The following is a 13,646-nucleotide window of genomic DNA, read 5'->3' as shown; positions in this document are numbered from 1 at the left end:
ATGACGCAGAACAAGACTGTGCACGAAAAGCCCGCCGGGGCATCCAATCTCGCCACCCAGGCGTCGCGCGCCCGGTGGCTCATCGCGGTACTGCTGTTCGTCACCGTGGTGATCAACTACATGGACCGCGCGAACCTGTCGATCGCGATGCCGGCGATCGCCGACGAGATGGACCTGTCCAAAGCGCAACAGGGCCTGCTGCTCTCGGCATTCGGCTGGACCTATGCGGCGCTGCAGATCCCGGGCGGCTGGCTGGTGGATCGGGTGAAGCCGCGTGTCCTCTATCCCCTGTGCCTGACGCTGTGGTCGCTTGCCACGTTGTTCATGGGCGTCATCGGCGGATTCGTCGCGCTCATCGCGCTGCGCCTGCTCGTCGGAATCTTCGAGGCGCCGGCCTATCCGATCAACAACCGCGTCGCGACGGCGTGGTTCCCCGAGCGCGAGCGCGCGTCCGTGATCGGCTTCTACACGTCCGGCCAGTTCATCGGCCTTGCGCTGCTGACCCCGGTCCTGTCCTGGCTCCAGTCGGTGCTCAGCTGGCATTGGGTGTTCATCGTGACGGGCGCGATCGGTGTGGTCTGGGCCGCGATCTGGTACATGAAGTACCGCGAACCGCGCGAATCCCGGGCCAACGAGGCCGAGATCGAACTCATCGAAAGCGGTGGCGGGCTCGTCGACGTCGTCGAGGATCAGCCCCAACGCGCGGCCGTGACCCGCGCCGACATCGCAACCGTCCTCGGGCGGCGCAAGCTGTGGGGCATCTATCTGGGCCAGTTCTGCCTGACCTCGACACTGTGGTTCTTTTTGACCTGGTTCCCGACTTACCTGGTCGAGTACCGCGACATGGACTACATCAAGACTGGATTCCTGGCGTCGCTGCCGTTCATCGCGGCCCTCGTCGGTGTGCTGTTCTCCGGTGTCTTCTCCGATTTTCTACTGCGGCATGGCGTTTCGCTGGGAGCGGCGCGCAAAGGCCCGATCATCACCGGGTTGCTGCTGACGATGGCGATGCTCGGCGCGAACTTCACCGACTCGACCGCCATGGTGGTGCTGTTCCTGTCGATCGCGTTCTTCGGCAACGGCCTGGCATCGATCACATGGTCGTTGGTCTCGGCACTGGCGCCCAAGCGGCTGCTCGGGCTCACCGGTGGGATGTTCAACTTCATCGGCAATCTGTCGTCGATCGCCACACCGATCATCATCGGTCTGTTGGTCACCGACGAGAGTTTCGCGCCCGGCTTCGTCTACATGTCGGTGGTCACCGCGATCGGCATCGCGAGCTACGTGCTGCTGGTGGGCCGGGTGGAGCGAGTGTCCGACTAGCTCGGTCGGTCGAGTGAGGCCTGCGCGATCTGCAGCGCTTCTCGCGCGCCGGCGTGCAGGGCCTCACAACTGAGCAGCAGCCAGGCCGTCAAGCCATCCTCGGTGCCCGCGGCGAATCCGCGTGCGGCGGCCCGGTACTCACCGGACTTGCGCATCCAATGCACCTCTGGCACACCGAGACCGTGCGGGTCGAGGCCACTGGCGATCGTCACCAGCCTCGACACCGCCCGGGCCACCACGCCGTCGGCCGACCCGAACGGCGCCAACGTGAGCAGTTCGCCGTGCGCGACGGCGGCCAGGATCGGCGCGGGAACCCGCGAACCACCGGTGAGCATCTCGGTCAACAGCTCCAGCCGGGGACCGACCTCGGGATCGGTACGGGGTCGGCCGAGATGTTCGTCATCGGCGAGGTCGGCCGCCGCGAGGGCGTGCAGCCGGGCCAGGGCCTGCAACGGCGCCCGCTGCCACACCCCGACCAGGCTGGTCGCGCCGCCTTCCAGGGCCTCGGCCACCCGGATCGCGCCCGCGGTCACCGGATCGGGCTCGCCGTCCTCTGAGAGTTGGATGGACCCGCCGTCGAGCACCGCCGAAGCCTTCGCGGCCCGCAGCGCCGCCTCGGCAGCGGTCTGCGGCCAGCCCCGCAGATTGACCTTGTGCCGATGCGCGCGACCCAACGCGTCGCGGGCCTCGTCACTGGCCGCCGCCACCCCGGGCAGAGCGACGAGCGGTGCTAAAGGATCCCTGCTTGTCGGCTCCTCGCGCGAGCGCTCGTCGGTCATACCGGTCACGCTATCCGACCGCTGAACTTGCATTCTTCGACCGTTCACCGCACAAGGCGCGCCGTCTGGCAACCGGCATGTGAGGTCCCAACGCCAGTGCAACGTTTGGTGACTAGGCTCACAGCCATGTCGAACCCGTCAGTGACGCACGCCGAAGTTCCGTCAGCCTATCCGCCGCCCGCCGATTTCGCGGCCAATGCCAACGCGACGGGCGAGTTGTATGCCGAGGCCGAGAAGGACCGGCTGGCGTTCTGGGAGAAGCAAGCCAACCGGCTGACCTGGCAGACCCCGTTCACCGAGGTACTGGACTGGTCGGACGCGCCGTTCGCGAAGTGGTTTGTGGGCGGCAAGCTCAACGTCGCCTACAACTGCGTCGACCGCCACGTCGAGGCGGGCAACGGCGACCGCGTGGCCATCCACTGGGAAGGCGAGCCGGTCGGCGACAGCCGCTCGCTGACCTACGCCCAGCTCAAAGATGAGGTCTGTAAGGCGGCCAACGCGTTGACCGACCTCGGCCTGGTGGCCGGCGACCGCGTCGCGATCTACATGCCGATGGTGCCCGAGGCCATCGTGGCCATGCTCGCGTGCGCACGCCTGGGCGTCATGCACAGCGTCGTGTTCGCGGGCTTTTCCGCGTCGGCCCTCAAGGCGCGTATCGAGGACGCCGAGGCCAAGCTCGTCATCACCACCGACGGTCAGTACCGGCGCGGCAAGGCTGCCTCGCTCAAGACCGCGGTCGACGAAGCTGTCCAAGGTCAGAAGTCGGTGCAAAACGTGCTCGTGGTGCGGCGCACCGGCATCGACGTCGCCTGGACCGAGGGCCGCGACCTGTGGTGGCACGAGACCGTCGATCCGGCCTCGACCGACCACACCCCCGAGGCGTTCGACTCCGAGCAGCCGCTGTTCCTGCTCTACACCTCCGGCACGACCGGCAAGCCCAAGGGCATCGTGCACACCTCGGGCGGCTATCTGACGCAGTCGTCCTACACCCACTACAACGTGTTCGACGTCAAGCCCGAGACCGACGTGTATTGGTGCACAGCCGATATCGGCTGGGTCACCGGCCACACCTACATCGTCTACGGGCCGCTGTCCAACGGCGTCACGCAGGTGGTCTACGAGGGCACCCCGACGTCACCGACTGAGCACCGGCATTTCGAGGTCATCGAAAAGTACGGTGTCACAATCTATTACACGGCGCCCACGCTGATCCGCACGTTCATGAAGCTGGGCCGCCAGATCCCGGCCGAGCACAACCTGTCGAGCCTGCGGCTGCTCGGCTCGGTCGGCGAGCCGATCAACCCCGAGGCGTGGCGCTGGTACCGGGAAGCCTTCGGCGCCAATAAGACTCCGATCGTCGACACCTGGTGGCAGACCGAGACCGGGGCCATCATGATCTCGCCGCTACCCGGCGTGACGGCGGCCAAGCCCGGTTCGGCCATGACCCCGCTGCCCGGCATCTCGGCCAAGATCGTCGACGACGACGGCAACGACCTGGTGCCCGGCGCCGATGAAGCCGAGCACGTCACCGGTTACCTGGTGCTCGACAAACCGTGGCCGTCGATGCTGCGCGGCATCTGGGGCGACCCACAGCGGTTCACCGACACCTACTGGTCGCGGTTCGCCGAGCAGGGCTGGTACTTCGCCGGTGACGGCGCGCGCTACGACTCCGACGGCAACATCTGGGTGCTGGGCCGCATCGACGACGTCATGAATGTCTCGGGCCACCGCATCTCGACCGCCGAGGTGGAGTCGGCCCTCGTCGGCCATTCCGGGGTGGCCGAGGCGGCCGTGGTCGGCGCGTCCGACGACACCACCGGGCAGGCGATCTGTGCGTTCGTCATCCTCAAGGCCAGTGCTCACGGCGGAACCGAGACCATGGTCGAAGAACTGCGCGCGCAAGTGGCGCAGGAAATCTCGCCGATCGCCAAGCCCCGCGAGATCCACGTCGTACCCGAGCTGCCCAAAACCCGCAGCGGCAAGATCATGCGGCGTCTGCTGCGCGACGTGGCCGAGGGCCGCGAACTCGGCGACACCTCGACCCTGGTCGACCCGAGCGTGTTCGAGGCGATCCGCGCGAGCAAGTAATCCCGCGCGCGGACGCTAGGAAATGGGCACGAAACCAGTACCCGGTCGGTTCTTGGCGGTGATGTCGGCCAGCTGGGTGTTGAACGACATCGTGACGGCCGGGGTGTGCAGGGGCACGAATTTCACGACGCAGGTCGGCAGGTCCTCGGTGAAGGCGCCGTGGATCATGCCGACGAGCCGGTTGTTGACGGTCACCGGGGCGCCGGAATCCCCCGGCTGGCCGCACACCTGGTTGACGATCGTGCCAGGGTCCTTGCCGGGCCCCCATGTCACGCCGCACGAATAGCCGGTGGTTCGGCCGAGCTTGCAGGCGACCTCACCGAACACGGGATCGGGCCCGAGACCGTCGATCTGGAAGCCGTTGACGTTGTTGGTGGGCGTGACTTTCGCCGGGTCGAACTGGATCACCGCATAGTCGAGTGCGTCGTTTCCGGCGACCATCGTGCCGAGCACGCCCGCGTTCTGGGCGCTTTCGGCGGCCACCGTGGCACCTGGGCCGCCGCAGTGCGCTGACGTGAAGCCGATGAGCCGGCCTGCGTTGTCGTGGCCGATCGTGGTGAGCGTGCAGAACGACTCGCCGTTGACGATGATCCCCGAGCCGCCGCCGAGGACGACCGGTGGTTCGGCGTGCGCGATAGCGGGAGTCAGCATCGCGACGAGGGCCAAGATCGGTGCACCAACGAGCAACTGCCAGCGGCGTCTGGTCGCCAAGAGTCCTCCAATCGACGCGCCCGACCCGCGTAACCCAAGGGAATACGGGAAGTCTACTTGGGACCGGTTCGCTGGCCGGGATCTCTTACCTCGCGCCCGCATGGCAACATGAACCGCGAAAACGCATTGGATCCGGGGAGGAAGTTTCCGTGAGCATTGGCGACCGCAAGAACGGCGTTCCGGCGACGGTGACCTCGATTCCGTTGGTGGATCCGCACGCCCCGAAGCCGGACCCGTCGATCGGGGACCTGGTCAAAGATGCCACCGCGCAGGTGTCCACGCTGGTGCGCGCCGAGGTCGAGCTGGCGAAAGCCGAGATCACGCGCGACGTCAAGAAGGGGCTCACGGGCAGCGTCTTCTTCATCGCGGCCCTGGTGGTGCTGTTCTACTCGACGTTCTTTTTCTTCTTCTTCCTGGCCGAACTCCTCGACACGTGGCTGTGGCGCTGGGTGGCCTTCCTGATCGTGTTCGGCATCATGGTGCTGGTCACGGCCGCTCTGGCGGTGTTCGGCTATCTGAAGGTGCGACGCATCCGCGGGCCGCGGCAAACGATCGAGTCGGTCAAGGAAACGCGCGAAGCGCTGACTCCAGGCCACGACAAGAACCCCGCGATCGGTGCCGGCCAGCAGGCAGCCACCGACCCGTCAGGCTGGTAATGCCCCCACCTGACCCGTCGGTCACCCGCATCGACGGGCCATGGCGTCATCTCCAGGTGCACGCCAACGGCATTCGGTTCCATGTCGTGGAGGCAGCGGGCGAGAGCTCGGATGCGGTGGCCGGCATCGACCGGCCGCTCGTCATCCTGCTGCACGGCTTCGGGTCCTTCTGGTGGTCATGGCGCCATCAGCTCAAGGCGCTGACCGGCGCACGCATCGTGGCGGTGGACCTGCGCGGCTACGGCGGCAGTGACAAACCGCCCCGTGGCTACGACGGCTGGACGCTGGCCGGCGACACGGCCGGGCTGGTGCGAGCGCTCGGGCACAAGACCGCGACACTCGTGGGCCATGCTGACGGCGGGCTGGTCTGCTGGGCCACCGCCCTGTTGCATCCCCGCGTGGTGCGGGCGATCGCCGTCGTGAGCTCACCGCATCCGGTCGCGCTGCGCGCGTCGGTGCTCACCCGGCGCGACCAGGGCCGCGCGCTGCTGCCGTGGATGCTGCGCTACCAGGTGCCGATGTGGCCCGAACATGCCCTCACCCGCCACGACGCCGCCGAACTCGAACGGCTGATCCGGACCAGGGCCGGCGCGAAATGGCAAGACAGTCAGGATTTCTCCGAATCGATGCAACACCTGCGCCGGGCGATCCAGATACCGGGTGCGGCGCATTCGGCGCTGGAGTATCAACGCTGGGCGGTGCGCAGCCAGCTGCGCGGAGAAGGCCGACGGTTCATGCGGTCGATGAAACGCCCCGTCAACGTGCCCGTCCTGCACCTGCGCGGCGACGCCGACCCGTACGTGCTGGCCGATCCGGTGTACCGGACTCAGCACTTCGCGCCGCACGGGCGCTACGTATCGATCGCGGGCGCCGCCCATTTCGGCCACGAGGAACAACCCGACGCGGTCAACGAACAGCTCGGGCGATTCCTCGCGCAAGTGCACCGCAGCTGATCAGGAGTTGATGCACGTCCCGGTGGCGACCCGCTGCGTGTTGCCGATCTTGGCGAGCTGACGCTCCACTTCCTTGGCGGTCAGGACGAAGCCGGTGTCGACATCGTCGACCGCCGCGCCGAACACCACACCGAGCACCTTGCCGCTGCGGTTGATCATCGGCCCACCCGAATTGCCTTGCCGCACCGTGCCCCTGACGGTGTAGACCTCACGGGTGACCGTGGTGGTCCGATAGATGTCGGGTCCGTTGAGCTCGATGATCTCGCGCACCCGCGCCGGCGTGGCCAGGAAATCGCCGCCGCCGGGGAAGCCCATCACGACCGCGTCCGTGCCCTGCGGTGCGGGGGCATCGGCGAACGGCAGCGGTGTAGACGGCAGATTCGGCACGTCGAGGATCGAGATGTCGGCGTTGGGGTCGTAGGACACCACGCCCGCGTCGTACGTCTGACCGTCGACCTCCACGGTCACGCTGTCAGCCCCGGCCACCACGTGGGCGTTGGACATGACACGGTTGGGTGCCACCACGAAACCGCTGCCCTCAAGCACCTTCTGGCAGCTGGGCGCGATACCGCGGATCTTGACGACGCTTGGCCGCGTCGCGGCCACGACGGCGTCGGTGGCCAGTGCGGCATCAGGCGCGTCGACGTTGACGATCGGCGTGCGGCCGAACGGCTCGAGCACGTCGGGCAGACCGGAGGTGTCCAGCAGGCCCGACAGCCGGTTGGGCACCGAGCGCAGCCAACTCGGCGCCACCTTGTCGACCTCGGTCAATACGCGCGAACCCTTGACCGCCGCGGCGAGGTTCGGTTGATCCGACGACGTGAGCAGGCTTCCCAGCAGCCAGGCCGCCACAAGGACGGCCACCAGCATGAGGCTGACCCCGACTGCCGAATCGAAAACCCTCAGCAGGCGGTTGCGGATGGTGCCCCGCACCGCACGGCCCAACACGACGCCGGCGATCTCGCCGACCACGACGAGCGCGAGGATCAGGAACAACGTCGCGAACAGCTTTGTGCGGTCACCGCTGATATGCGGAATCACATGCGGCGCCAGCAGCACCCCGGCCACGGCGCCGAGGACGACGCCGATGAACGACATCAGCGAGCCGAGCGCCCCGGAGCGCCAGCCGGAAATGGCCGCGACGAAGCCGATGGCGAGTACGGCGAAATCAAGCCAAATCGAGGGTGTCATCTAATTCCAGTTCCACGGTGGGCTTCACCGTAGCCGTTCTTGTGCCCGACGAGCGCCATTGCGGTGTCGAGTTCCCGGACATCGTCGGTGTTCCACGGTTTTGCCCAGCCCGCGACATCGAGAATTGCCGAGATGACCTGACCGGTGAAACCCCACACCAACATCTCGTTGAGCAGGAACGCCGGGCCGGCGAAACGGCTCGTGTTGGCGTCGCGGTAGACCATGAGTCGATTCTCCGGATTGACGAAAGCACGCACCGGAACCCGTGCCACGACCGCCGTCTCGGACTCGTCGACGACGGCCACCGGGCCGGGATCGGGCGAATACGCCAGCACCGGAACCACATGGAAACCCGACGGCGGGATGAACATGCGCTCCAGCGTGGCCAGCGGATACAGCCGCGCGGTGTCGATGCCCGTTTCCTCGGTGGCTTCCCGGAAGGCCGTCGACACCGGCCCGTCGTCCTCCGGATCGGTCGCTCCGCCGGGGAAGGCGGCCTGCCCGGCGTGGTGGCGCAGCGTCGACGCCCGGACCGTGACCAGCAGATCGGCATCGTCGGGCAGCTCCCCGGGCGGGGCATCGGACGGCCCGGAGAACAGCACGAGCACCGCGGCGTCCCGGCGCGCGCCGACCCGCGCCGCCTGATTGTTGGCCTCGACGATCGTTGCGAGCACATCAGGTGGTACCCGCCGGCGATAGGCGCGCGGCACTCCATCGAGATTGTCGACGAGCGGCTTGAGCCACGCCGGGGCCGCATCGGGCAGAAGCCCGTCGGGCGTCGAACTCACCCCGCATGCTCCTATCGACTCGAGTGGATCTTCTCCTCGACCGCCGCCGCGATCTCGTCGGCGCTGACGAAGGAACGGGGCAGGATTTCGGCAACGCTACCGTCCGGACGCAGCACGACGGTCGCAGGCATGACGTTGGGCACCTTGAGCGCGGCCGCGACGAGTCGGCGCCCGTCCTGCAGCGTCGGCAGGCGCACACCGAGTTCGGCCAGCCGGATCAAACCGGCCGTCTCGTTCTCGTCCTGATGCACGGTCAGCACCAGCACGTCGGGGTTTCTGCGTTGATATTCGGCCATCGCGGGCAGCTCGTCGGCACACGGCCCACACCAATACGCCCACAGATTCAGCACCACCGCCCGCCCCGCGAGCGCAGTGGCAACGTCGACGGAGGTGCCGTCACCGGCGCATTCCAGCGTGATCCCGCGCAGGGCCTCCGGACCGGGCCCTGTCCCCGGGCCAGGGCAGGGCGGCAGGTCGGCGCGGGCGCGCGGGCCTTCGAGTGCCTCGGGGGTGTCGGCGTCGCGGTGGTCGCGCGCGGTGGCAGGGCCGGCTCCGTTCGTGGGCGACGGGTCGTCACCGCGCAGCTCGAGCCAGAAGGCGGTCCCCAGCGCGACCAAAACCACCAGAACGGCGACGGTCCACCTGGTCGAAACACTCATGTTGTGTCCATCGAACGCGGCTCAGAGGCCGGCCAGCGCCAGCAGGTGCTCGGTTTCGGGGCCTCTGACCAGCGCGGCAGCGGTCGGCGGATCGGTGGGACCGGTGCCGTAGGACGGGCAATCCTTGGCGAGCACGCACACGCCGCACGCCGGTTTACGCGCATGGCAGACCCGCCTGCCGTGAAAGATCACGCGGTGGCTGAGCAAGGTCCACTCGCTGCGCTCGATGAGGTCACCGACCGCGAACTCGACCTTGACGGGGTCTTCCTCGGCCGTCCAGCGCCAGCGCCGGACCAGGCGGCCGAAGTGGGTGTCGACCGTGATGCCCGGGATGTCGAAGGCATTGCCGAGGATGACGTTGGCGGTCTTGCGGCCGATGCCGGGCAGCGTCACCAGATCGTCGAGGTTGTTCGGCACCTCGCCGTCGAACCGGGCGACGAGCTCCTGCCCCAGCCGGATCAGCGACGTGGTTTTGTTCCGGTAGAACCCCGTCGGCCGGATCAGTTCTTCCATCTCGGTGCGATCGGCCTGCGCGTAGTCCAGCGCGGTGCGGTACTTCTTGAACAGCGCGGGCGTCGTCAGGTTGACGCGCTTGTCGGTGCTCTGGGCGGACAGGATCGTGGCGACCGCCAGCTCGAGCGGGTTGGTGAAGTCCAGTTCGCAGTACACGTGCGGAAAAGCCTGGGCCAGTTCACGATTCATCCGGCGGGCACGACGAACGAGACCGAGGTGCGTCTCGGTGTCCCATTTCTTGGGACGTGCTGTCTTGCCTGCTCGGGCGGCACCCGCTGTCACGCATGTCAGGGTACTTACCTCCGCCGACAAACCGCGGATCCGACCGGTGACAATTCGTGACCCCGCTGAGACCTCCGGCGTGTTTACTACTGCCTTGTGTCGTGGTTGCTGGTGGCGCTCATCCCAGGGTTGCTCATGCTGGCGACGTTCGGGCTCGACCGACTCGAAGCCGGACTTGCCCGTGACCGAACCCCTGCCCGCGGTCCGCAACGGCGCCCGCAGCCGCCGCCCGCTCCGGTCAAGACCTTGCCGGCAGACCTCGACAGTGACCGTTTGCCGACGCTGCGGTACGTCGAGCACACGATCAATCCGGAGTTTCGGGCGACTCGACATGCCAATCGTGTGTAGCGTGAGCTAGTCGTAAAACCGCATACCTCTAGACTGATCAGGAATTATCAGTTTGAGGTAACTACCACCCAATAGCTTAAGAGGGGCAACGTGGACGAGATCCTGGCCAGGGCCGGAATCTTCCAGGGAGTCGAACCCACCGCCGTATCGGCGCTGACCAAGCAGTTGCAGCCCGTCGACTTCCCGCGCGGGCACACCGTGTTCGCCGAGGGCGAGCCCGGCGACCGGCTGTACATCATCATCTCCGGCAAGGTGAAGATCGGCCGCCGCTCGCCGGACGGCCGCGAGAACCTGCTGACCATCATGGGTCCGTCGGACATGTTCGGTGAGCTGTCGATCTTCGACCCGGGCCCCCGGACGTCGAGCGCCACCACGATCACCGAGGTACGCGCGGTCTCGATGGACCGCGACGCGCTGCGCGCCTGGATCGCCGACCGACCCGAGATCGCCGAGCAGCTCCTGCGCGTGCTCGCCCGCCGCCTGCGTCGCACCAACAACAACTTGGCCGACCTGATCTTCACCGACGTGCCCGGTCGCGTCGCCAAGCAGCTGCTGCAGCTGGCCCAGCGGTTCGGCACCCAGGAGGGCGGCGCCCTGCGCGTGACGCACGACCTCACGCAGGAGGAGATCGCCCAGCTCGTCGGCGCCTCCCGCGAGACGGTCAACAAGGCACTGGCCGACTTCGCCCACCGCGGTTGGATCCGACTGGAGGGCAAGAGCGTGCTCATCTCCGACAGCGAGCGATTGGCGCGCCGCGCGCGGTAGCGCGTCCGCCCGAAGCCAACTTTTAGGCCGTCAACGAAAGTTGGCGGCCTAAAACGTTTGGCTACCCGCGCAGGTAATCCAGCTGCGCTTGCACGCTCCACTCGGCGGCGTCCCACAGTTTCTGGTCGACGTCGGTGTACACGTGCTCGACGATCTGGCGGGCGCTAGCGTCCTCGCCCAAGTCCCGCAGCGCGCCACGGACCTGGTCGAGCCGCTCTTCGCGATGCGCCAGATACATTGCCGCGACCGCCTCGAGGTCAGCGAGTTCGGGACCGTGGCCGGGGAGCACCATTCGGCTGCCGAGGCCCTTGAGCCGGTGCAGCGAATCCAGGTAATCGCGCAGGCTGCCGTCCTCGCTGTCGATGACGGTCGTGCCGCGGCCGAGCACCGTGTCTGCGGTCAGCACGGCGTCGTCGAGCGCGAACGACAACGAGTCGGCGGTGTGACCGGGCGTGGCCATCACGGTGATTCGCAGCCCGGCGGCCTCGATCACCTCGCCGTCGGTCAGCGGACCACCGAGGCCACGCAGGAATCCACTGCCGACCGAGCGGACCACGGCACCGGTGCGGTCGACGATCTTGTCGATGCCGCCGGTGTGGTCCTCGTGCTTGTGGCTGATGAGCACCAGCGAAATCTTGCCCAGGTCGGCGATGCGGGCGATGTGCTCGTCATCGTCGGGCCCAGGATCGATCACGACCATCTCGTCACTGCCTCGACCACGCAGGACCCAGGTGTTGGTGCCCTCGAGTGTCATCACGCCGGGGTTGTTGCACAGCAGCACCGAGGCCGACACCGTGTCTGTTTCGACGACCGGCCTCAACAGCCCGTAGGCCGGGTGCTGCAAATCCGCCCCAGCGGTCACGACACCTCGGCGATGATCTCGACCTCGACCGGCGAATTGCGCGGAAGCTCGGACACCCCTACGGCGGACCGGGCATGCGCGCCCGCCTCGCCGAAGATCTCACCGAAGAGTTCGGACGCGCCGTTGATGACGCCGGGCTGGCCGCTGAATCCGGGAGCCGACGCGACGAAGCCGACCACCTTGACGATCTTCACCACGGCATCGACACCGACGAGCGCGTGAACCGCGGCCAGGGCGTTGAGTGCGCAGACCCGCGCGAGCGCCTTGCCGTCCTCGGGACTCACCTCGGCGCCGACCTTGCCTGTCGTCAGCAGTTCACCGCCCTGGATGGGCAGCTGACCAGCGGTGTAGACGAGGTCGCCGGTCCGCACGGCAGGCACGTACGCGGCCAGAGGAGCAACCACCTCGGGCAGCTCGATGCCCAGCTCGGACAACCGCTCAGACCATGCCGGCGCGCTCACTTGGGCCGCTTGAGGTAGGCGACGTGCTGCTCACCGGTCGGCCCGGGAAGCACGGAAACGAGCTCCCATCCGTCGGCTCCCCACTGGTCGAGGATCTGTTTGGTCGCGTGGGTCAACAACGGCACCGTGGCGTATTCCCACCGGGTCGGTTCGGTCATGCGTTGAGCCTATCGGTCAGCCGGTCAAGCTTGGTTAGCATGCACTGGTGGCTACCACAGAGAGCGGCGCCAAACATGTCGGCTGGCCGTCGCGGCTGACGAAGGCGCGACTGCATTTCGTGACCGGCAAGGGCGGTACCGGCAAGTCCACGATCGCCGCGGCGCTGGCCCTCGCGCTCGCCGCGGGCGGTCGCCGGGTGCTGCTCGTCGAAGTGGAGGAACGCCAAGGCATCGCGCAGCTTTTCGACGTGCCGCCGCTGCCCTACGAGGAAGTCAAGATCGCCACCGCCGAGGGCGGCGGTCAGGTCAACGCACTCGCCATCGACATCGAGGCGGCCTTCCTCGAATACCTCGACATGTTCTACAACCTCGGCCTCGCGGGCCGGGCCATGCGCCGCATCGGCGCCATCGAGTTCGCGACCACGATCGCGCCCGGTCTGCGCGACGTCCTGCTCACCGGCAAGATCAAAGAGATCGTGACGAGAAGCAACAAGGATGCGAAACCCGGCAAGTCCGGGCGCACCGCCTACGACGCGGTCGTCGTCGATTCGCCGCCGACGGGGCGCATCTCGCGCTTCCTCGACGTCACCAAGGCGGTGTCCGATCTCGCCAAGGGCGGGCCGGTGCATTCGCAGGCCGAAGGCGTCGTCAAGCTGCTGCACTCCGAGCAGACGGCGATCCACCTCGTGACACTCCTCGAAGCGCTGCCCATCCAGGAGACGCTGGAGGCGATCGACGAGCTCAACGAGCTCGGCCTGCCCATCGGCAGTGTGATCGTCAACCGCAACATCCCGGCCTACCTCGCACCGGAAGACCTCGCGAAGGCCGCCGAAGGCGACGTGGACGCCGACACCGTCCGCGCCGGTCTCACCAAAGCCGGAATCACGTTGTCCGACAACGATTTTGCCGGACTGCTCACCGAGGCGATCCAGCACGCGACGCGGATCACCGCCCGCGGTGAGAGCGCCGAGGTGCTCGACACGCTCGACGTGCCGCGGCTGCAACTGCCTGCGCTGGCCGACGGTGTCGACCTCGGCAGCCTGTACGAACTCGCCGAAGAACTTGCCGCCCAGGGGGTCAGATAAGCGTGAGCACCAAACCGCCGGCCC

Annotated in this window: 16 protein-coding genes; 7 read left to right on the top strand and 9 right to left on the bottom strand. The window is 67.3% G+C overall.

Translation table 11 applies throughout. The features are described from left to right. Positions 1-1,323: an MFS transporter gene (locus ACRCUN_RS22660; RefSeq protein ID WP_462143862.1), complete on the top strand. Its 1,323-nt coding sequence runs from the start codon at positions 1-3 to the stop codon at positions 1,321-1,323. On the opposite strand, the gene ACRCUN_RS22655 is transcribed toward ACRCUN_RS22660, so the two are convergent. Continuing rightward, positions 1,320-2,102 (bottom strand): Fic family protein, encoded by a 783-nt coding sequence (locus ACRCUN_RS22655; RefSeq protein WP_462143861.1) that lies wholly within the window; start codon positions 2,100-2,102, stop codon positions 1,320-1,322. The two genes, ACRCUN_RS22660 and ACRCUN_RS22655, sit on opposite strands and share 4 nt — an antisense overlap. 126 nt (positions 2,103-2,228) lie before the next feature. Between ACRCUN_RS22655 and acs the strand changes: the two genes are divergently transcribed. Next, positions 2,229-4,190 (top strand): acetate--CoA ligase, encoded by a 1,962-nt coding sequence (gene acs / locus ACRCUN_RS22650; RefSeq protein WP_462143860.1) that lies wholly within the window; start codon positions 2,229-2,231, stop codon positions 4,188-4,190. A 15-nt stretch (positions 4,191-4,205) separates the two neighbouring features. Here acs and ACRCUN_RS22645 read toward each other — a convergent pair whose 3' ends face one another. Next, on the bottom strand, positions 4,206-4,841 hold the full coding sequence (locus ACRCUN_RS22645) for a S1 family peptidase (protein WP_462143907.1): 636 nt from the start codon (positions 4,839-4,841) through the stop codon (positions 4,206-4,208). Between the two features lie 209 nt (positions 4,842-5,050). On the opposite strand from ACRCUN_RS22645, the gene ACRCUN_RS22640 reads away from it, so the two are divergent. Together ACRCUN_RS22640 and ACRCUN_RS22635 are read left to right on the top strand one after the other, a co-directional pair. After that, on the top strand, positions 5,051-5,557 hold the full coding sequence (locus ACRCUN_RS22640) for a phage holin family protein (RefSeq protein ID WP_462143859.1): 507 nt from the start codon (positions 5,051-5,053) through the stop codon (positions 5,555-5,557). Beyond that, positions 5,557-6,510 (top strand): alpha/beta fold hydrolase, encoded by a 954-nt coding sequence (locus ACRCUN_RS22635; RefSeq protein WP_462143858.1) that lies wholly within the window; start codon positions 5,557-5,559, stop codon positions 6,508-6,510. The genes ACRCUN_RS22640 and ACRCUN_RS22635 overlap by 1 nt, the downstream gene beginning before the upstream one ends. On the opposite strand, the gene marP is transcribed toward ACRCUN_RS22635, so the two are convergent. Genes marP through nth form a run of 4 tightly spaced genes read right to left on the bottom strand, consistent with a single transcriptional unit; the run spans position 6,511 to position 9,850 of the window. Then, positions 6,511-7,701 (bottom strand): acid resistance serine protease MarP, encoded by a 1,191-nt coding sequence (marP, locus tag ACRCUN_RS22630; protein ID WP_462143857.1) that lies wholly within the window; start codon positions 7,699-7,701, stop codon positions 6,511-6,513. Next, the gene (locus ACRCUN_RS22625) at positions 7,698-8,489 is read right to left on the bottom strand and encodes an NUDIX hydrolase (protein ID WP_462143856.1); all 792 of its coding nucleotides are present in this window, start codon (positions 8,487-8,489) and stop codon (positions 7,698-7,700) included. The genes marP and ACRCUN_RS22625 overlap by 4 nt, the downstream gene beginning before the upstream one ends. An 11-nt stretch (positions 8,490-8,500) precedes the next feature. Further along, entirely contained in the window at positions 8,501-9,148 is a 648-nt protein-coding gene (locus ACRCUN_RS22620) for a TlpA family protein disulfide reductase (RefSeq protein ID WP_462143855.1), read from the bottom strand. 21 nt (positions 9,149-9,169) lie between these two features. After that, positions 9,170-9,850, bottom strand: coding sequence for an endonuclease III (gene nth, locus ACRCUN_RS22615; RefSeq protein WP_462143906.1), 681 nt, complete (start codon positions 9,848-9,850; stop codon positions 9,170-9,172). A 189-nt stretch (positions 9,851-10,039) separates the two neighbouring features. Between nth and ACRCUN_RS22610 the strand changes: the two genes are divergently transcribed. Both ACRCUN_RS22610 and crp read left to right on the top strand, forming a co-directional pair. Beyond that, a complete protein-coding gene (locus ACRCUN_RS22610; protein WP_462143854.1) occupies positions 10,040-10,291 on the top strand; it encodes a hypothetical protein in 252 nt (83 codons plus the stop codon). A 90-nt stretch (positions 10,292-10,381) separates the two neighbouring features. Next, positions 10,382-11,056 (top strand): cAMP-activated global transcriptional regulator CRP, encoded by a 675-nt coding sequence (crp, locus tag ACRCUN_RS22605; protein WP_003883807.1) that lies wholly within the window; start codon positions 10,382-10,384, stop codon positions 11,054-11,056. Positions 11,057-11,117: 61 nt separating this feature from the next. On the opposite strand, the gene ACRCUN_RS22600 is transcribed toward crp, so the two are convergent. From ACRCUN_RS22600 to ACRCUN_RS22590, 3 genes are read right to left on the bottom strand one after another with little or no spacing between them, the layout of a single operon-like run. Then, positions 11,118-11,918 carry an MBL fold metallo-hydrolase gene (locus ACRCUN_RS22600; protein WP_462143853.1) on the bottom strand — a complete coding sequence of 267 codons (801 nt, stop codon included), beginning with the start codon at positions 11,916-11,918 and terminating at the stop codon, positions 11,118-11,120. Then, the gene (locus ACRCUN_RS22595; protein WP_462143852.1) at positions 11,915-12,379 is read right to left on the bottom strand and encodes a RidA family protein; all 465 of its coding nucleotides are present in this window, start codon (positions 12,377-12,379) and stop codon (positions 11,915-11,917) included. Before ACRCUN_RS22595 ends, ACRCUN_RS22600 begins: the two co-directional genes overlap by 4 nt. Further along, positions 12,376-12,537, bottom strand: a complete 162-nt coding sequence (locus ACRCUN_RS22590; protein WP_073902818.1) for a Sp36 family protein — start codon at positions 12,535-12,537, stop codon at positions 12,376-12,378. The genes ACRCUN_RS22595 and ACRCUN_RS22590 overlap by 4 nt, the downstream gene beginning before the upstream one ends. A gap of 44 nt (positions 12,538-12,581) precedes the next feature. On the opposite strand from ACRCUN_RS22590, the gene ACRCUN_RS22585 reads away from it, so the two are divergent. Continuing rightward, positions 12,582-13,622, top strand: coding sequence for an ATPase BagA (locus tag ACRCUN_RS22585; RefSeq protein ID WP_462143905.1), 1,041 nt, complete (start codon positions 12,582-12,584; stop codon positions 13,620-13,622). Positions 13,623-13,646 lie beyond the last annotated feature (24 nt).

The organism is Mycobacterium venezuelense, assembly GCF_054919535.1.
The sequence above is the reverse complement of the archived record's forward strand: the minus strand, read 5'-3'. Positions and strand labels throughout refer to the sequence as shown.